This is a genomic window from Vibrio sp. LaRot3 (assembly GCF_027587025.1).
GTDB lineage: Bacteria > Pseudomonadota > Gammaproteobacteria > Enterobacterales > Vibrionaceae > Vibrio.
On record NZ_JAPPTI010000013.1, the window covers coordinates 67,234 to 84,349 of the forward strand.

Genomic DNA, 17,116 nt, shown 5'->3' on the forward strand with positions numbered 1-17,116 from the left:
TCTAGTTGTTTGATGCTTTAAATTCAAGTATTTGACGTAAATCCGTGAGGTGTTCAACCACCAAAGACGCTTGGTTTGAAAATGAGTTTTCTCTGCCATGGGTCACTAAACATGAAGGCATTAGTGCGTTGTTGGCCGCTTGCAAATCGTACAAGTAATCGCCTACATACAGCATCTCGTCAGGCATGATTTGCCATTCATCCACCAACGCCAATAATGCATCGGGTGCAGGCTTGGGGGCGTAATGCTCTCGGCTGATGATGCGTTCAATCTCTAATGCGTTGGCCGTTACTTTAGCTCGCGCGGCTTGAGCGCAATTGCGAGTAATGATCGCCGTGTATAAGGCGTTATCTGCGATAAAACTTAATAAGTGCTCGCAACCGGGCATCGGGTAAGAGCTTTCTGCATCATCAAGTTCGTGTTGCAGTATCATCTGTCTTGCGTCAGCTCGTTGATTAGGGCAGCGAATGTTGTCGGCAAAATCGAGAACGTCTTGTTCTAGTGGGCAACCAATTTGGCTGCGTAACCACTTAAAATCCATATTGGAGCTCACTAAGGTATTGTCTAAATCAAAGACGATGGCTTTGAGCTTATGAAGATTGAGTGGTATCGCAGTCATAGCACTTCCTTGTCTAATGGCGAAACAAACAAAAAGCCCCTTACAGGTGAATGTAAGGGGCTATCATTAGGCGAACTCTTTTTCTAAGTAAGCGACGATATCGGATGATTCATACATCCACTCGACGCCTTGTTCAGACTCTATTCTTAAGCAAGGCACTTTTACTCGGCCTCCGCCAAGTTCGAGTTCTTGGCGATGAGTCGCGTTGTTTTTTGCGTCTCTAAGCTCGATATTAACCGATTGACGTTTCATCGCACGGCGAACCTTGACGCAAAAAGGACAAGCATCAAATTGATACAGCGCCAGAGATTGCGCTTTGCTATCGACTTGTTGTTGCGCCTCTTGCGAACGCTTAACGCCTCGCGGTGAAAAGACGAAGTTAAGCAGTAGGATGATGCGGCCTAGAAACCAACGAACAAACTTCATTATCTACCTCAAATTAAAGCGATTGTTTTTATTGTAACAACTAAGCAACACTGCACAACAATTAAAACTCGATTTTATGCTGTTTAGTAACACTCAGCCCTAATCGCTTCGCCAGCCGAACCAAATTCGCACGATCAACCGATAAACCACGGGCAGCCTCGGCCCAGTTGAAATCAGCTTGTTTAAGCGCATCGATAATGATTTGGCGTTGATAATCGTCGGTGGCTGTGCGCAAGTTCGTGATTGTCGGTAGAGTATCATCCTGCTTTAAAACAGGTTTGACGGCTGTTGTGGAAGCGCTGCTTTGCCCTAAGTTCAAATCTTGGCTATGTACCGTTATGGTTGATTTACCCGTTGCACCAGCACGAGCCTTCAAGGCAGCGCGATTAATGACATGTTCTAACTCACGCACGTTACCCGGCCAGTCGAACAAAGGCAGTTGGATTTGCGCTTCTTTCGCCAATTTAATTTGGACAATGCCTAGCTTCTTACGTACTTGCTCCAAGAAGTAACCGGCAAGTAGTGTGACATCGTCGCCGCGTTCACGCAGAGGCGGGACTTCAATAGGGTAAACACTCAATCTATGATAAAGATCCGCTCGGAAGCGGCCTGCTTCAACTTCTTGCTTGAGGTTGCGATTAGTCGCGGCCAATACTCGAACGTTGATGCTTTGTACGTGATCTTGCCCAACAGGTTGGATTTCATTGTTTTGTAATGCGCGCAGCAATTTGCTTTGCGCCGACAAACTCAACTCACCAATCTCATCGAGAAATAGTGTGCCGCCATCGGCTAATGAAAACTTGCCTAGCCGAGAGCGATCCGCTCCAGTAAACGCGCCTTTTACATGACCAAACAGCTCACTTTCTACCAAATTCTCCGGTATGGCCGCACAGTTTACGTACACCATAGGTTGCGTGCTTCGGTGAGATTGATGGTGAATGCTACGCGCAACCAACTCTTTACCAACGCCAGTTTCACCATGGATCAAAATGGTGAAATCTGAGCTAGAAACCACAGAGATATCGGACTTTAGTCCCTGCATTGCCAAGCTTTCACCAATCATTTCACTGTTTTCTCGCTGCCATGATTGTTGGTTGAGTTCTTCTAATTTCTTCTGCGTGTATTGGGCTTGCTGCTCCAATTGAGAAACCGTAAGAGCAATTTTAAGGTGCGAAGCGACAATCGCAGAAAGAGCTTCTAGACTTCGATTAGGAATGGCATCAAACATCTGAGGCGACAAACTGTCGAAAGTTAATATCCCTAGTAATTGCTCAGCATAAATCAGTGGTAACCCCATACAAGAGTGCATAGGTAAGTCACCGTCGTAATCGAGCAATAAGCTATCAAATGGGTCTGGTAACGGGCAGTCGGCGTCAAATCTTACGGCGGACTTTGCTTGGCAGATTTGTTCAAATCTTGGATGGTCTGCAATGTTGAACCGGCGGCCGAGGGTATCGCGGGTCATACCTTGTACCGCAAGTGGTACTAAGGTTTCGCCTTGTAAGCTCAGTAGCGCAACACAATCACACTGGATGGATTTTCGAATGGCATCAACCAGTTTGTTGAAACGTTCGTGTTCGTTATGGCCGCTCGCGAGGCCAACGGTCATATCCAAAAGCGTGGAAATCGAAATATCTTGCATAGCGAGATTCGGTAATGAGTTATTTGACTATTTTAGTGTCATTTTGACATGAAATAAAGCATGTCTTATTGACTTATTCTTTGCCGTTAAGTTACTGAAAAGCTGATGATTACTGGTTTTTCTGAGTTGGCACTGTTCCTGCTATAGCCAAGATGCTCAAAAGAGCACGATTTAATATAATAATTAGGAGAGATACTCTCATGCTCAACGACCATCACATTTCTGTTGTGAAAAGTACCATTCCATTGTTAGAAAATGCCGGCCCAGCGCTTACTCAGCACTTTTATCAGCGCATGTTCAGCCATAACCCTGAGCTGAAAGACATTTTTAATATGACCCACCAGCAAACTGGGCGTCAAAGTGTCGCTTTGTTTGAAGCAGTTGCAGCGTATGCAAAAAACATCGAAAACCTAGCGGCGCTGTCACAGGCGGTAGAGCGCATTGCTCATAAACATACCAGTTTTAATATCAAAGCTGAGCATTACCAAATTGTGGGCCATCACTTAATTGAAACCCTGCGCGAGCTGGCAGCAGAGGCGTTCACTCAAGAAGTGGAAGAAGCATGGACAGCGGCTTATCTCTTCCTTGCTGATATTTTTATTCATCGTGAAGGGCAGTTATACCAAGAGCGTGCCGAGCAACAAGGCGGTTGGCAAGGGCGTCGTGAATTCGTTATCGCCGCGAAAACGGTTGAATCTGAAAAAGTGACCAGCTTTGAGTTGCTGCCAAGTGATGGTGGCGCTGTAATTGATTTTCTTCCCGGCCAGTATCTGGGTATTGAAGTTAAGCCATCGCTTAGCGAGCATGTGGAAATTCGTCAATACTCACTTTCTCAAGCGCCAAATGGTCGCAGCTACCGCATTTCAGTTAAGCGTGAGGGTGATCAGCACCAAGGGTTAGTGTCTCACTACTTGCACAAAGAGTTACAAGTTGGTTCAACACTGAATGTCTACCCGCCAGCGGGTGATTTCTTTTACTCGCCGAGCTCACAGCCATTAGTGCTTATTGCCGCTGGAGTAGGTGCGACCCCTATCCAAGCGATGGCTCAACAAGCAGCCGCAATGGGTAAGAGCAATGTAACCTATTTATACGCGTGTGAATCTCAGTCGCAACATACCTTCGCTAACGAGAGCGCGCAATGGATTGAAGCCCATCAATGGCAGCATCAAACATGGTATCAAGACCAACATGGTTTGATGGACTTAAGCTCCGTTGAGTTAGATTCAGAGCAAGCAGAGGTTTATCTATGTGGCCCGGTAGGCTTTATGGAATCAGTCGTTAAGCAGCTTGAAAATCGTGGTGTTGCCCGCGATCGTATTCATTATGAAGTTTTTGGTCCTCACGCGTACCTGTAATCCACTGTCGGCGTAAAGGCTAATTAGGACAAGGCTCTTTTATAGAGCCTTTTTTACATCTGGTGTTCTGTAAAGAACAGATGGCGTGCGGTGCTTCTTATACAATTGAGATTCGATATCTGTTGTTGGAAGTAATGCGTGCAAGGTTCAATAGAAAGACGACTACTGCTGTTATTTATTGTTGCGATGATCATTACGTTGAGCTTAGTGTCAGTTTTTTCGCTGATGGTAGCTCGTTCGGAAGGTCTGCGTGACGAGAAAGAATACAACCTAGAGCAAGCGGCGCTGGGTATCAGTCTCGTGAAGTTTCAAGTCTCCCATCTTGCCACGCTCGCGAAAGACTATAGCCAATGGGATTCGACCTATCAGTTTGTCCAGTCACCAACGGACCTTTACAAAGAGCAGCATTTGGATCTCGATTCTCTGATCGTTACTGGCATTCATGGTGCGATGATTCAACGCAGTGATGATGAGATCTTGTATGGCGTAAGCCAATTAGCCAACAATGAGAATGCTCAGCTCTGGGAAATGTTTTCGTCCGTTCCAGATTATGGTTTAGAGCGATTCGAAACGGGCGTGCTCTACTTTAACTCTAAGCTCTATCTTTATGTCAGCTCACCCATTACCGATAACAGTGGCGATTTGAAAGCCAATGGCCGATTAGTGATGCTAAAAGCGTTAAACGCCAGTTTAACCAGTGAAATCTCCCATATTCTAAGACGTGAGTTTACGATGCATTCGTCTGCGACAGACAACTCTGTGTTTGTGCTGACAGGGCAAGATAAGTGGCAGTTAAAAGCAGCAAGTACCACTCAGCAAGGGAATGAGCTGATTGGTTATTATCAGATTGTGCATGACAAAGAGGGTATTCTACCTATCGATGTCTCAGTAAAAACGCACTACGAAAACGATGGGGTACTGGAGCTAATCTACGAGTGGTTACCTTCTTTAGTGGCATTGATGGTACTGCCTTTAGTGATGACGTTCTTGCTGCGTAAACACATTACCCGCCCGATCAAAGAGCTGATCAACTGGCTAAACCAAGTCGATGGTTCAATGCTTGCCGAAGAGCTCAAGCCGTTTAAGCATGCTGACAATGGCGAGATAGGTCATCTGAGCGAAAAGTTCAGTAGTATCTATAACAACTTGTACCAAGAGCACCAATTTAGCCAACTGCTGCTTTACTCAATCAGTGACTTTATCTTTACGGTCGATCATCAAGGTAAGATCGATTACTGCAACCCTGCTGCAACTGAGTGGCTGAACGTCAGCGCTAATATATTGTATGGCCAAAGTTTTGAGTTGTTGTTTGATAACCTATCAGAAGATACACCGTGCCCTTCAAATTGGCTGTACCGCGCAATTGAGTGTGGCAGTGAGTACAGTGGTATTTCACTCATTAGAAAGTTCAGTAGTCGTGATAAAAGCGAATGGCTTGAGATTCAGGTTAGCCCGATGATTCGCTCTGAAGAAGAACAAGCGGGTGCGATGATTATCTTACGCGCGAAGCCAGACTACACCGAGGCATAGCGCGGGTAATACCGACGGTATAAAAAACCGAGTGGGCTTTAGCCGACTCGGTTTTTTTATCATCTAAGGAACTTAGCAGACTATCGATTAAAGAGCTGTGAAAGCCAAGTAAATAAGCCGTTTGGCTTATGGGAAGCGTTGTCCGCTTGCCCTTGCTGCTTGCCTTGGTAAAAGCTTGCCATGAGCTCAGTACGAAAGGTTTGTTCATCGCCACTTTCAATGCTTGATAGTAGCTGCGCGGTATGGGCTGCATGGTCATTCGCTAAACTAAAGTCCATGGCTAAGTAGCCTTGCACATACAACCATAAATGGCTGATGAATCGAAGCTGATCACCTTCTTGATAGTGAAAGCGCTCACTGTGCTCGGCCACGTTTTCTTGTAATGCTTGGCGCATCGCTTGTGCCGCTTGTTGGTTTGACTCAACGCGCGCAGTGATTTCAATATGGGCTTTGGTGGTTAAACCGAGCAAATGTTGGGTTTCAGCCGTGTTAGGCTTAGTTGCCAAAACCTTTCCATACAACGGGTTATGCTGTTGATAGAACTCAAGCCAAGTTTGCTGTTCATCGCGGATGGAACTGCATTGGTGAGCGTTAATCGCCTCAACAGTTTGTTGTAACTTAGTCATTGCTCTGTAGAGTTTGCCAAGTGATCTCGTAAGAGCCGTTGTTGCTGTCAACAAACAAGCTGTTACCGGTAATCATGACAGAAAGCTCCATACCGCGGTCGATGTTTTCGGCCAACGCTTCGAGAGTCTGGTTATCAAAACAGTGGATGTTGGCTGAGTAGCTCGACATTTTGTTTTGCGATTGTGACCACCAAACATTACTTTTGCTGTTAAAAGCGTAGATATCTACGCGCTTAGCCAGTCGAGTCGCCTTTTTTACGCGCTCAAGAGATGGTTCACCTACTTCGATCCAGTGCTCGATCGTGTCATCTAATGCTTTGTGCCACAGATCGGGTTCTTCAATGGTGGATAAGCCTTTAGTGAACTCAAGTTCAGGCTTAGCATTGAGGCAGAAGGCCAACACACGTGCCATCATGCGGGTGGTCGTTTCAGAAGGGTGTAGGGCAATGGTGCATTGTAGTGAATCGTAGTAATCACGATTGGTATCAGAAAGGCTGATACGGAATTTAAAAATGGTGGGTTTAAGAGCCATAATTACCTAAAAAAATAGCCAGCTAAATAGCTGGCTATACAATACGTTAAATACTAATTAAAGTACTTTGATGTTTTCAGCTTGAGGGCCTTTTTGACCTTGAGAGATGCTGAATTCTACAGCTTGACCTTCAGTAAGAGTACGGAAACCGTCACCTACGATAGCGCTGAAGTGTGCGAAAACGTCAGGGCCGTTTTCTTGTTGGATGAAACCAAAACCTTTAGTTTCGTTGAACCATTTAACTGTACCAGTAACAGTGTTAGACATAGTGTATTTCCTTGATGTATCGTAAATAAGCCTATAACGGCACGGATAGCGTGGAAAAGGAGATTGCTATTGCGTACGACGTTACGGTAGAGATACGAGAAATCCAACGAAACGGCGATCTAGACAAGAACCGTTTTCTAGCTGGTGATTAGTCTAAAGCTAAGTTAGGTTAAGTCAATAAAAATCCATCTAAATTTACTATTATTTTGAACTTTACGGCGAGAAAATATTAGTACAGTTAAGAACATTGTTTGTAAGCTAACGATTGTCACATTTATATACTGTTAGTAATGATAAATAAAACAGAATATTGGTGAGATAAAATCAACAGAGGACATTTTTTAAATTCCTAAATGGTCGAAAATATGAAAAGAAAAGTTAAAATGAACGAAAGTTCATCCCTATCGCTTCAAACCAGTCTTGAAGTGGGACGAGGGGAGATCCAAGACAACGCATTGAAAGCGGTTGTCACCAGTAAATTGTTTAAAACTCGGGTAGAAAAACCTAAAAAAGGCAAAGGCAGCTACCAAAGGAAAATGAAATTTAAGGGCAAAGAACCCTATTCAAAAGTTGCTTAATTGAGCCACGTTTGAATAGGGTTCTTTTTTTGAAAGCCTTATTATTTATGGTGTTGATTAATATTATCTATCAACTCGGTTGCCTAATTCATTTATGAATTATTTATCGCTCTATTTTTGGCGAATAAATGGAATAAGCGGTGATTTGTCCCGCGACAATAGCGGCAAACATAAACAGTGCTGACAAACCTATACTTGGTATTGGCAGTATGGATTGCTCAAAAACAGATTGGCTCGCACTGACCAATACGCGGCTGCCGGGCACTAAAATGATGATGCCTTGCAGAATGTAGATTGAGCCAGTTAAGCCAAGCCGCTTGGCCAACCACGTGCCGTATAGAGTAATTAATACCGTGGTTACCCAAGTCCCCACGACCCAGCCACTCTCAAAGCCAAGATAAAATGGGCCCCACATCCCTAATACCGCAACAGGTAGACCCAGTAAGATGTCTTTAGCTCGCGCATTAAAAATGATGCCGATAGAAATAGAAATCAGGAATAGGCCTGCAATATGCAGCCATATAGGCACTTCGTTGAGGTAATTGGCCGATTGCGCCTGCCCCCAGATAGACTCACCAATATTGAGCCCCATAACGATACCGACAAACAGTTTAATCAGCGTTAAACCACTTTGTCCAAGCAGGCTTGTGCCTGATACTAAATCATTAAAGGCGAGACACTCTAAAGAGTTAGCTATAGAAAGCCCGGGAACAAAAAGAATAATCGAGGCAATACAGAGCGCCCACACAGGGATTGGTTGGCCAGTACTGGCAAACCACGCCACCAATATGCCGGTTAATAGCGCCGCGATAAACTCGACTGCAATAGAACGGCGGCCTTTCAATACTTGCTGCGTTCCCCACACCATCAAGCCCAGAAATACAGCGAAATAGATTGCTTCCATCGTACTACCAACCAGCATGAGATAAGCGGGTGGTATTGCCATGTTGGCAAGCGCTGAAATCCATTTAGGGTAGTGCGTTGCTTCAGGGATAGGATCATCGTGAGCTCGGTTGATCTTAATGATGGTATTGGCTAACAAACTGAGGTTAATCGATGCTGGGGCATGTCGCCTCATCACAACGGCATCGTTATCCGCTGGAAACTGATAGTTCACCGTCGTTGGTGTTGCTTGCACCATGACATCAATGCCTTGGTTCTTAGCATAAAACTGAGTGTATTTTTCAAGTTTGTATGGTGGGCATCCGCAGCGATGCAAGGTGTCACCGATGTCTACAATTTGATTAATTCTGTATTGCGAAGGCATGAGTTTTTGTTACTGGTGTGGTTTGCGCGCAACCCTAACAAACACGTTGTTCGGATTCGACCAATGGATCGTTGAAGAGTGCTTGCAGTCACACAAATAGTCTCGAAAGCACCGTTTCATCGATGGTGTCGCATTTTCACAATCGGGCGGAAAATAATTTATATGCTACAATTTTGTTACTTAAAGGGCGGTTTTTAGGCGTGGGACGATAAATTACCCATAAAACTGCATAGTTATAGAAAGCAAGCTTTTAACCGTTGTTTTACAAGTCATGTTGATTCAAAAATAGCGATAAAAAGACTAAAAAATGTTGTTTGAATTTTTATTTTTAACTGAGAAAATGGTCGCAAAATGAGTTTTCATTTATGAAAAGATGATTTTAACGTCTTAGAAACGAGGTGTGATTATGAAAATAGTTCTAATCTTAATGGCATCACTGTCTGCTGGTGTGGCATCAGCTGATCACCTTCACTCTTTCTTATTAGGGTTAACCATCGCAACGTTGGCCGTAGGCAGTTGTTATTGGTTTGCGTTTCGAACGACCCGTTTCCCTCAGTTAGCTTTGTTTCTATTGCTATGTGGCATGTTGTCTAAACTGACCATTACCGTAATTGGTGTGAGTGTTGGTGTTGCAGCCAACCTTATTTCTTCTCCTCTCGTGTTTGCGTTGTCTTATCTGTTCTTTATGCTGGTCACGAGTTATCTATGGTTCAGTTACCGCGATGCGGCAACACCAGCGCCGAAAGCCATCCCAATTGCTTAAGCCAAAAGTATGAAAGCGAGCCAGCATATTGATGCTGGCTTTTTGTTGTCTTTTCTTTGCGTCAATTCTTGTTTAACGGTAACCATTAGTAACAGCCTAGCTGAAACCGCCTACGCTTTGAGTATACTCAAATGAGAACTTACCTTGGTGGATGGCCATGAAAACAAAATCTCTAATAAATTCGGCACTGCTCGTTGCGAGCCTTTCTTCTACAGCGGCGTTGGCTGCGCCTACCATTACGCCCGATCCTCCCGTCCTTGGTGCAAAGGGCTACATCTTGCTTGATTACAATACCGGCCAAGTGTTGGTAGAAAAGAATGCCCATGACCAACTGAACCCTGCAAGCTTAACTAAGCTGATGACAGCGTATGTAGCAGGACAAGAGATCAACAATGGCAATATTACCCTTGATGATCAGGTAGTGATCAGTGAAAAAGCGTGGGCGAAAAACTTCCCTGACTCGTCAAAGATGTTTATTGAAGTCGGGACTTCTGTCGCCTTAATGGATTTATATCGAGGTTTGATTGTTCAATCAGGCAACGATGCCAGTGTCGCCATTGCTGAGCATGTGGCGGGCAGCGAAGACGCGTTCGTTGGATTAATGAATAGCTGGGCGGACAAATTAGCGCTAAACAATACTGCGTTTACCAACCCTCATGGCTTAGACAGTGATGGTTTATATTCAACGCCTTACGATATTGCCTTATTAAGCCGCGCGATCATTCGTGATTTGCCAAGTATCTACCCTCTATATAGTGAAACAGCTTATACCTACAACAAAATCACTCAATACAACCGCAATGGCTTGTTGCGCGATCGCAGCTTAAACGTCGATGGTATGAAGACAGGTTACACCAGCGGTGCGGGTTATAGCTTAGCCACCTCGGCCACCAATGGGGACATGCGTTTGATCTCTGTGGTTATGGGCTCGGCAAGCACGAAAAGCCGAGAGTCTGAAAGTAAGCAATTACTTAGCTTTGGCTTTAGATTTTTCGATACTGTGCGCGTAAGCCAAGCTGATGATGTCGTTGCCCAAGAGCGAGTTTGGATGGGGGAACAAGACCAAGTGAACGTTGGTGTTGCTGACGACGTTTATGTCACCGTGGCAAAAGCGGATGCGAAAAAGATCAAAGCGGAGCTTATTTACGATGGTGAACTGACTGCGCCAATCGCACAAGGGCAACAAGTGGGTAAAGTGGTGTATAGCTTAGATGATCAAACCATCGCCGAAGCCCCACTGATGGCATTAGAGCCAGTGGAAGAGGGCGGCGTGTTTAAACGCATCCTCGATTGGTTTAAACAGCTTGTGTCTAGCTGGTTCTAAATCTCAATATCGTAAAACGAGCCTAAGTGGCTCGTTTTTTTTGCTCGCAGTTTTGGAGTAATACTGAACGGGATGCCCAACTATTGATACAAGCAATGATTTATCCTAATTCTTATCGGACGTTTACCAATTATTGACATTAAGACAACGAAATTGCCGACAATGCCTCTATTCAAAGAAAGCAGGAACAGAATTATGGAATTTACCCGTCAGGATAGCGAAGCCCTATATCAAGTGTGGATGTCTCAGAAATCCAAAATGCGTTTAACACAGATGGAATTTGCTAAAAAGCTGGGCATGAGCCAATTAGAATTCTCTGGCTTGTTAAGAGGTGAGCAGCCACTCTCAATGGCTTTTGTTTCTCAGTTTTGTCGTCTGCTCAATTTAGATTCACGCACAATCGTACCTACCTTACAAGAGCGAGCGAGAGAGGCGACACAGCAAGTCTACTTAGAGAGCCGAATGACCGTTGATGGCGAAATCAAGCGTGCTTATATAGAGGGGAATCAAGTGGTTGTTGAGTATTTACATACTGTACCGTTGCAGTAGGGCGTTTGCGTTTCATAAAGATGAGAATTTCCTCCCAACAATTGAATTAGATGGAATTAGCGTAACTTTTGGTCGATTTTATAACTCATATGGTATAGCATTCCGGAACTCATTATTTAGGGCGGAAATATAATCCATGAAATTGATGAAAACTCTGTTAGTGGCTATCGCAGTAACGACATTGGCTGGATGTGCCTCAGGCATTCAACAACGCGCAACGAAATTTACATCCTATGAAGACTTTAGAAAAGGGCCTGAAGGTGGTGTTGATTTAGTTTGGAGCCGTATTGGCCTGCGTAGCGAAGAAAAACTAAAAGCCAAACTGGCTGAGTATGATTCAATGATCATTGATCAGGTCTTTGTTGTTACTAATGAAGAAAACCTAGATAGAGAGCAAATCACTGAGCTATCCGATCATATGTTGATGCGCCTAAAAGAAAAAGTGTCACCGTACAAGAAGATAGTGACAGAACCTTCTGAGACGACACTGCGCTTAAGTATAGCAATCAGCAACGTTGAAACGCCAAACCCAGTGTTAGCCGTGACAAGTAGTGTTCTACCTTTTGGTTTAGCGATTTCGACTATCTCGAAAGTGACGACGGGTGAACACACCAACGTAGGCAGTGCGAGTGTAGAACTGCTGTTAAGTGATTCGACAACCGGCAAGCCACTGATTGCCGCGATTGATCGCCAAGCGGGCAACAAAGACTTATCAACCATGGTTGACTCTTTAGATGACGCGAAAGACGCAATTGATTATTGGGTTGAGCGTTTAGGTGTTACCCTAGCAGACTGGAAAAAGCCTTAGTCTGAGAGTTCGATGTTAGAAAAGCAAAATCTGATTAAATTAGCGCGCATGCCAATGCCATTTGGCAAGTATGCAGGTCGAATGTTGATTGATCTACCGGAGGAATATCTCCTTTGGTTTGATAAGAAAGGTTTCCCAAGTGGAGAGCTGGGGGAATTATTAAAGCTTTGTCTAGCGTTAAAAATTGAAGGGCTTGATAGTGTTGTTAAGCCCTTAAAACACATGTAACCCGCCGTAAAAACACCGCCCAATATAAAATAGACGTACTATGAATTTTGATATCGATGCACTAAAACACCATCAATTGGTCGAAGATGGCCAACTAGAAGGGTGTTACATTCATCAGCCTGCGACAGGCAGTCAGCAAGATGACAAAGGTGTTATGGCTGAACGCCAAGCATTAGAAAAGTTGGGATATAAAGTGGTACAAGTTCAGGTTAAAGGCCGAACAACAACCTTTGCTGAAGCGATGCAAGAGTTCGCTAACAAGAGCGGCCTTCAAGCTAAGTAATCGGCGACGTATCTACTGCGTTGCTCTAAACTCCTCAAAGATAAATCCTATCCTTAACTCAGAAGAGTCAGCCCATTGGGCTGGCTCTTTTTTGAACCAAAATCATTCAGACTAAATACTCATTCATATCTTGTTGTTGTGAATTTTCACTACAACAGTTTGTGTGAATTCCGTTCATTTAGGAATTATGCACCTATTGGCATTATAACTGCGTAGCATTTTTGATAAGGTATTGATTCGTAATTGGGCTAGTAAGTGAGAGACGGCATTACACGAGAGCTAAATGCGGCTGTTAGCCGTCTAATTAGCGTTAGAACTTATAGGGAAATTTGATGAAAGTGCATGAATGCGTATCTTTCATGTTGATCGAACATGATAGTGTATTACTCGAAAAACGTAGTGAAACGAGAGAAACCGATGCTGGTGCAATTAATATTCCTGGCGGCCATATTGAACATGGAGAAAGTCCAATCCAAGCCTTGTTCCGTGAAGTTGGCGAAGAGCTGAATGTGATCCCTGAATCATACAAATATCTTTGTTCACTCCATCATCCAACTAGCGAGCTGCAATTAATTCACTACTATGTTGTTGACAGTTGGAAAGGAGAAATTTCAGCACAAGAGGCCGAAAGCGTACATTGGTATCCGCTACGTTCAGCTCCAGTAGGTATTGAAGCTGATCGCTTGGCTCTTGTAGAGTTTTTTAGAGTTGGGCAATACTTGCAGGCACAGTTCTAACAAAGCATTTAAGGCAGATTCGCAACGCATGGCATTTTTGGTTTGGTCGGCTTTCGTGTTTACGGCACAATGGTTAGGTTCAGTGGTAGTGTTGCTCACTACTTAATGCGGCGTTATGTTTACTTGTAATTCAAAGGCTTAAAGTTCTTAGGCTCTAGTTCTTTATCCCTATGGCAGTTCGTCCCTAGTAGACTCAGCAAATCCGTATTGTCGGTCTAAGTTCTTGAATCTCTCAGCCCGTAAAACATGCCAATGTTCGTGGGTTGCTTCATTGTCAGGTCGTGGCGGTTGGTTTCTTGTTTAACTGGCTTAAAGTCGCTTCTAGGTTCTTAGCCCATTAGCATTTCGGCTTAGCAGTTGCCTCGGCAACCAACCATTGTCTTGCGCTTTGGTTGGAAAGATAGGGCGTTTGTTGAAGTTTAGTCGTGTTGCCTCATTGGGCAGGGAAGTGTTCATACTTGTTTTAGGTTGGTCGCCTCTGGTGGCCAAGCTGGTTCTTGCCTTGTGGCTTAGTTCAGAAAACCAGTCTGAAATATCAGTTCTTTCTCAAGTAAGTCAGTGACTTGTGGTAAAACATAACAAACAATTTAAGCAGATTCACAACGCTTGGCAATTTTGGTTTGAATCGGCATTGGTGTTTACGGCACAATGTTTTAGTTAGGTGGTCGCGTTGTTCACTACTTAATTGGGCGTTATACGCTATGCGGTGTTTCAGTCCAGCTGACATGGTTCTGTTCTTCTTAGCTCATGCGCTAAGTTTAAAAGTTGATAATGCAGCTAAGTTATAAGGATAGGTAAAGATAAATGAGTGGACATAATCATTACCCTGATTGTACTTGCGGTTGGTGTTGTAAATTCAGAGGCATGAGTGGTGTAGATAATCGCCGAAATAAGACCGTAGACAGAAGTGTTGGGAGTATTAGCGAGCAAAGCAAAGTGTTTGTGAGCTATGTAAATCCTAGTGCTTACTGCCCAGTCTGTGGAGCATCAGTGTTTTTTTATCAATCCCCCAATGGTGGGAGAGTGTTTTTTGATTCATTGGGTAAACCTTGGGAGAAGCACCCTTGCACAGACAATAGCACTCTAAAGGTAAAAATAATTCCATCGAAAAACTTCCCTAACAGTAACCGAGTAGGGAAGTTTGAAGCCAATAAGTTCAATCCATTTATCATCAAACTGATCGAGAAATTTCATATTACATCTCGTGTAAAAGTATCAGGCTTTTTTGGTGAAGCAGGCATAGTCATAGCTATTTCTGGCATCACAAGGCAGGAATTTAATAACCTTGAAATTGATGTAAACAGTCCTTGTATGATGCGCCGAACTAACAACGGCTATCAGCTTTCTTTCGTAAATAAACGTGGGAAGGTTATTGATTTGGACGGTGTAAAAAGTAGTTAGGCAACAACTAGGGAAACGCGTATAACAAAGCGTTTAAGACGGATTCCCAACGCTTGGCACTTTCGGTTTGATTCGGCTTTAGTGTTTACGGCACAATGGTTTAGGTAAGGTGGTAGCGTTGCTCACCACTTAACGCGGCGTTATGTGTAGCAGGCAGATTTAGCTATGAAAGAAGAAATCAATTGGCCAGAGCCTTGGTGGCATTTGGATGAAAATGTAAGTGTTAGAGCTGGTATTCAAAAAGAACTTCAATGCGAAATTGGACCTAAGCATCCACTTTGGCAGTTAAAGCCTATGGCTATTGCCAAAAACGATGCAAATGATGATGTGATTGTTCTACTTAATGACGGTAGGTTTGCTTGTGTTCATTTAGTTTGGAGCGGCAAAATTGACCAATTCCCAGATAAATACCCGTCTAGCATTGTTTTTGATTGCGTTGCAGGTCTTCAATCTTACATTGATGAAGAGTCAGAACATTACACATAACAATCAATTCAACAGTGATTCGCAACGCTTGGCGCTTGCGTTTCGGGTTTAGTTTAGTGTCTACGGCGCAGTGTTTAAGTTCAGTGTATGCGCTGCTCACACGTTAATTGGGCGTTAAGCCGCAAGAGTGTCAATTTAAGTTCGGAGAAGATATGGGACTCTACATAAGAAAGAGTATCAGCGTTGGTCCATTTCGTTTCAATTTGTCAAAATCTGGATTTGGCGTTTCAGCTGGTGTTAAAGGTCTGAGAGTCGGAACTGGTCCAAGAGGTAACTATGTCCGTATTGGAGAAAATGGTATTTATTATCGTTCGACTATTCCGATTGGTTCTCAGGAACGAATTGTCGACGACACTATTCAGCCCAACTATCAAGAGTCCTTCGAAGCACCGACTCACGAACCACTGAAAGAAATTGAGTCAGCGCATGTTTCGCAGATAGTAGACTCTTCTTCAGCTGAGCTGCTAAAGGAGCTTAATGAGAAACAGAAAAAGTCTAGTTCATGGCCTTTTATTTTTATTCTATTTTTCGCTGTTGTTTTTGGAATTCATAATGCCGAGCTCCCTAAATGGGTTGTCGCTTTGACTGCTGTGTTGGGGGGTGTTTCTACTTGGGTTTGTTATACGAGAGACACGTTAGCTAAGACGACTGTACTTTTTTATGATTTTGACTCCGAAATGGAACTTGCTTATGACAAGCTGTTTTCGGCAGCAGAACAAATGGCAAAAGCTAATAAATGTTGGCATATATCAGCCTCAGGCAAAGTCCTTGATAAAAAATATCATGCAGGTGCAAGCAATCTTATAGATCGAAAGCTGACATCGATTATGATCTCTGAACCGCCACGATTAAAAACAAATGTGAAGACAGTCTCTATTGCAGTAGGTCGTCAAACATTACATTTCTTTCCTGACCGAGTGTTGGTCTATGACACTACAGGTGTCGGAGCGGTGAGTTACCAAGATTTGGTTGTGATGGTCGGAGACAAAAAATTTATCGAAGAAGAGTCAGTTCCTGCTGATGCATTGATCGTTGATAAAACGTGGAAATACGTAAATAAGTCCGGTGGACCAGACCGCAGGTTTAAAGATAACCATGAGCTACCAATTTGCCTATATCAGGAAATGTCATTCACAAGCCAATCAGGTCTTAATGAGCTAATTCAATTATCAACTCGAGGGCCAGCGGAAAAGTTTGAAGCCTCTGTAAATTGTTTAGCAGCAGTTCTTCCAAGAGAAATTGAAAGCGATAAAATTGCGGCTTAACAATCTGTTTAAGAGTGATTCGCAACGCGTGGCATTTTTACTATGCGTTGCGTTTAGTGTTTAAGGTGGTATGCGGCGGCATCGGTATCGCGTTGCTCACACCTTAACAGGGCGTTATACGAATAAGGAAATTCAGCAAATGGAAACAGTCTTAATCACTGGAGGTTCAAGAGGTATTGGGCTTGAATTAACTCGTCAGTTTTTAGCTTTAGGTTATAGCGTCATCTCTACTTATCGTGGTCAGCCTTCAATGCAGTTAAAAAGCATGCTTGTTAATAATTCGCTGACACTACATGAACTAGAGGTCACTGATGAAACCTCAATAGCTAATTTGGCCTCTAAGTTATCCAATGTTCAGTTAGACATACTTATCAATAATGCGGGTGTTATTGGTTCAGACGAGCAATCCATGGAGACTATCGACCCAAAG

The 17,116-nt window shown here is 43.6% G+C and carries 21 protein-coding genes; 14 read left to right on the forward strand and 7 right to left on the reverse strand.

Annotation, left to right across the window (positions count from 1 at the left end):
• Position 1: 1 nt before the first annotated feature.
• The 3 genes from OH461_RS17820 to norR all read right to left on the reverse strand — a co-directional run bounded on the left by OH461_RS17820 (position 2) and on the right by norR (position 2,687).
• Positions 2 to 619 (reverse strand): HAD family hydrolase, encoded by a 618-nt coding sequence (locus OH461_RS17820; protein ID WP_270021904.1) that lies wholly within the window; start codon positions 617 to 619, stop codon positions 2 to 4.
• Between the two features lie 66 nt (positions 620 to 685).
• The gene (locus OH461_RS17825; protein WP_270021905.1) at positions 686 to 1,045 is read right to left on the reverse strand and encodes a glutaredoxin family protein; all 360 of its coding nucleotides are present in this window, start codon (positions 1,043 to 1,045) and stop codon (positions 686 to 688) included.
• Between the two features lie 61 nt (positions 1,046 to 1,106).
• Positions 1,107 to 2,687, reverse strand: a complete 1,581-nt coding sequence (gene norR, locus OH461_RS17830) for a nitric oxide reductase transcriptional regulator NorR (RefSeq protein WP_270021906.1) — start codon at positions 2,685 to 2,687, stop codon at positions 1,107 to 1,109.
• Between the two features lie 200 nt (positions 2,688 to 2,887).
• Here norR and hmpA point away from each other — a divergent pair, with 200 nt between their 5' ends.
• Together hmpA and OH461_RS17840 are read left to right on the forward strand one after the other, a co-directional pair.
• Positions 2,888 to 4,042 (forward strand): NO-inducible flavohemoprotein, encoded by a 1,155-nt coding sequence (gene hmpA / locus OH461_RS17835; protein WP_443088476.1) that lies wholly within the window; start codon positions 2,888 to 2,890, stop codon positions 4,040 to 4,042.
• 138 nt (positions 4,043 to 4,180) lie between these two features.
• The gene (locus tag OH461_RS17840) at positions 4,181 to 5,572 is read left to right on the forward strand and encodes a CHASE4 domain-containing protein (protein ID WP_270021908.1); all 1,392 of its coding nucleotides are present in this window, start codon (positions 4,181 to 4,183) and stop codon (positions 5,570 to 5,572) included.
• Between the two features lie 80 nt (positions 5,573 to 5,652).
• Here the strand turns inward: OH461_RS17840 and OH461_RS17845 are convergent, their stop codons facing one another.
• Genes OH461_RS17845 through OH461_RS17855 form a run of 3 tightly spaced genes read right to left on the reverse strand, consistent with a single transcriptional unit; the run spans position 5,653 to position 6,997 of the window.
• Complete coding sequence (locus tag OH461_RS17845; RefSeq protein ID WP_270021909.1) at positions 5,653 to 6,198, reverse strand: hypothetical protein; 546 nt, start codon at positions 6,196 to 6,198, stop codon at positions 5,653 to 5,655.
• The gene (locus OH461_RS17850) at positions 6,191 to 6,730 is read right to left on the reverse strand and encodes a YaeQ family protein (RefSeq protein ID WP_270021910.1); all 540 of its coding nucleotides are present in this window, start codon (positions 6,728 to 6,730) and stop codon (positions 6,191 to 6,193) included. Before OH461_RS17850 ends, OH461_RS17845 begins: the two co-directional genes overlap by 8 nt.
• Before the next feature lie 57 nt (positions 6,731 to 6,787).
• Positions 6,788 to 6,997, reverse strand: a complete 210-nt coding sequence (locus OH461_RS17855; RefSeq protein ID WP_270021911.1) for a cold-shock protein — start codon at positions 6,995 to 6,997, stop codon at positions 6,788 to 6,790.
• Between the two features lie 365 nt (positions 6,998 to 7,362).
• On the opposite strand from OH461_RS17855, the gene arfA reads away from it, so the two are divergent.
• A complete protein-coding gene (gene arfA, locus OH461_RS17860) occupies positions 7,363 to 7,575 on the forward strand; it encodes a ribosome alternative rescue factor ArfA (protein WP_270021912.1) in 213 nt (70 codons plus the stop codon).
• A gap of 103 nt (positions 7,576 to 7,678) precedes the next feature.
• On the opposite strand, the gene OH461_RS17865 is transcribed toward arfA, so the two are convergent.
• Positions 7,679 to 8,842: a threonine/serine exporter family protein gene (locus OH461_RS17865; protein ID WP_270021913.1), complete on the reverse strand. Its 1,164-nt coding sequence runs from the start codon at positions 8,840 to 8,842 to the stop codon at positions 7,679 to 7,681.
• 406 nt (positions 8,843 to 9,248) lie between these two features.
• Between OH461_RS17865 and OH461_RS17870 the strand changes: the two genes are divergently transcribed.
• The 11 genes from OH461_RS17870 to OH461_RS17925 all read left to right on the forward strand — a co-directional run.
• Positions 9,249 to 9,605 (forward strand): NADH:ubiquinone oxidoreductase, encoded by a 357-nt coding sequence (locus OH461_RS17870; protein ID WP_270021914.1) that lies wholly within the window; start codon positions 9,249 to 9,251, stop codon positions 9,603 to 9,605.
• Positions 9,606 to 9,762: 157 nt separating this feature from the next.
• Positions 9,763 to 10,929, forward strand: coding sequence for a D-alanyl-D-alanine carboxypeptidase family protein (locus OH461_RS17875; protein WP_270021915.1), 1,167 nt, complete (start codon positions 9,763 to 9,765; stop codon positions 10,927 to 10,929).
• 195 nt (positions 10,930 to 11,124) lie between these two features.
• A complete protein-coding gene (locus tag OH461_RS17880) occupies positions 11,125 to 11,478 on the forward strand; it encodes a helix-turn-helix domain-containing protein (protein ID WP_270021916.1) in 354 nt (117 codons plus the stop codon).
• Positions 11,479 to 11,614: 136 nt separating this feature from the next.
• The gene (locus OH461_RS17885; RefSeq protein WP_270021917.1) at positions 11,615 to 12,286 is read left to right on the forward strand and encodes a DUF3313 domain-containing protein; all 672 of its coding nucleotides are present in this window, start codon (positions 11,615 to 11,617) and stop codon (positions 12,284 to 12,286) included.
• Between the two features lie 12 nt (positions 12,287 to 12,298).
• Positions 12,299 to 12,514, forward strand: a complete 216-nt coding sequence (locus OH461_RS17890; RefSeq protein ID WP_270021918.1) for a DUF3820 family protein — start codon at positions 12,299 to 12,301, stop codon at positions 12,512 to 12,514.
• A gap of 40 nt (positions 12,515 to 12,554) precedes the next feature.
• The gene (locus OH461_RS17895; RefSeq protein WP_270021919.1) at positions 12,555 to 12,797 is read left to right on the forward strand and encodes a hypothetical protein; all 243 of its coding nucleotides are present in this window, start codon (positions 12,555 to 12,557) and stop codon (positions 12,795 to 12,797) included.
• Positions 12,798 to 13,129: 332 nt separating this feature from the next.
• Positions 13,130 to 13,534 (forward strand): NUDIX hydrolase, encoded by a 405-nt coding sequence (locus tag OH461_RS17900; protein ID WP_270021920.1) that lies wholly within the window; start codon positions 13,130 to 13,132, stop codon positions 13,532 to 13,534.
• A gap of 804 nt (positions 13,535 to 14,338) precedes the next feature.
• Positions 14,339 to 14,935 (forward strand): hypothetical protein, encoded by a 597-nt coding sequence (locus OH461_RS17905; protein WP_140280249.1) that lies wholly within the window; start codon positions 14,339 to 14,341, stop codon positions 14,933 to 14,935.
• A 165-nt stretch (positions 14,936 to 15,100) separates the two neighbouring features.
• Entirely contained in the window at positions 15,101 to 15,421 is a 321-nt protein-coding gene (locus tag OH461_RS17910; RefSeq protein ID WP_270021921.1) for a hypothetical protein, read from the forward strand.
• 152 nt (positions 15,422 to 15,573) lie between these two features.
• On the forward strand, positions 15,574 to 16,686 hold the full coding sequence (locus OH461_RS17915) for a DUF4236 domain-containing protein (protein ID WP_270021922.1): 1,113 nt from the start codon (positions 15,574 to 15,576) through the stop codon (positions 16,684 to 16,686).
• A gap of 139 nt (positions 16,687 to 16,825) precedes the next feature.
• Positions 16,826 to 17,116, forward strand: a 291-nt coding sequence (locus tag OH461_RS17925; RefSeq protein ID WP_270021923.1) for an SDR family NAD(P)-dependent oxidoreductase, incomplete at its 3' end; no start/stop codon positions are given.

Excerpts from the sequence above, each read along its gene's own strand:
- OH461_RS17820 (WP_270021904.1), bottom strand. The coding sequence starts at position 619 with ATGACTGCGATACCACTCAATCTTCATAAGCTCAAAGCCATCGTCTTT.
- OH461_RS17825 (WP_270021905.1), bottom strand. The coding sequence starts at position 1,045 with ATGAAGTTTGTTCGTTGGTTTCTAGGCCGCATCATCCTACTGCTTAAC.
- norR (WP_270021906.1), bottom strand. The coding sequence starts at position 2,687 with ATGCAAGATATTTCGATTTCCACGCTTTTGGATATGACCGTTGGCCTC.
- hmpA (WP_443088476.1), top strand. The coding sequence starts at position 2,888 with ATGCTCAACGACCATCACATTTCTGTTGTGAAAAGTACCATTCCATTG.
- OH461_RS17845 (WP_270021909.1), bottom strand. The coding sequence starts at position 6,198 with ATGACTAAGTTACAACAAACTGTTGAGGCGATTAACGCTCACCAATGC.
- OH461_RS17850 (WP_270021910.1), bottom strand. The coding sequence starts at position 6,730 with ATGGCTCTTAAACCCACCATTTTTAAATTCCGTATCAGCCTTTCTGAT.
- OH461_RS17855 (WP_270021911.1), bottom strand. The coding sequence starts at position 6,997 with ATGTCTAACACTGTTACTGGTACAGTTAAATGGTTCAACGAAACTAAA.
- arfA (WP_270021912.1), top strand. The coding sequence starts at position 7,363 with ATGAAAAGAAAAGTTAAAATGAACGAAAGTTCATCCCTATCGCTTCAA.
- OH461_RS17865 (WP_270021913.1), bottom strand. The coding sequence starts at position 8,842 with ATGCCTTCGCAATACAGAATTAATCAAATTGTAGACATCGGTGACACC.
- OH461_RS17870 (WP_270021914.1), top strand. The coding sequence starts at position 9,249 with ATGAAAATAGTTCTAATCTTAATGGCATCACTGTCTGCTGGTGTGGCA.
- OH461_RS17875 (WP_270021915.1), top strand. The coding sequence starts at position 9,763 with ATGAAAACAAAATCTCTAATAAATTCGGCACTGCTCGTTGCGAGCCTT.
- OH461_RS17880 (WP_270021916.1), top strand. The coding sequence starts at position 11,125 with ATGGAATTTACCCGTCAGGATAGCGAAGCCCTATATCAAGTGTGGATG.
- OH461_RS17885 (WP_270021917.1), top strand. The coding sequence starts at position 11,615 with ATGAAATTGATGAAAACTCTGTTAGTGGCTATCGCAGTAACGACATTG.
- OH461_RS17890 (WP_270021918.1), top strand. The coding sequence starts at position 12,299 with ATGTTAGAAAAGCAAAATCTGATTAAATTAGCGCGCATGCCAATGCCA.
- OH461_RS17895 (WP_270021919.1), top strand. The coding sequence starts at position 12,555 with ATGAATTTTGATATCGATGCACTAAAACACCATCAATTGGTCGAAGAT.
- OH461_RS17900 (WP_270021920.1), top strand. The coding sequence starts at position 13,130 with ATGAAAGTGCATGAATGCGTATCTTTCATGTTGATCGAACATGATAGT.
- OH461_RS17905 (WP_140280249.1), top strand. The coding sequence starts at position 14,339 with ATGAGTGGACATAATCATTACCCTGATTGTACTTGCGGTTGGTGTTGT.
- OH461_RS17910 (WP_270021921.1), top strand. The coding sequence starts at position 15,101 with ATGAAAGAAGAAATCAATTGGCCAGAGCCTTGGTGGCATTTGGATGAA.
- OH461_RS17915 (WP_270021922.1), top strand. The coding sequence starts at position 15,574 with ATGGGACTCTACATAAGAAAGAGTATCAGCGTTGGTCCATTTCGTTTC.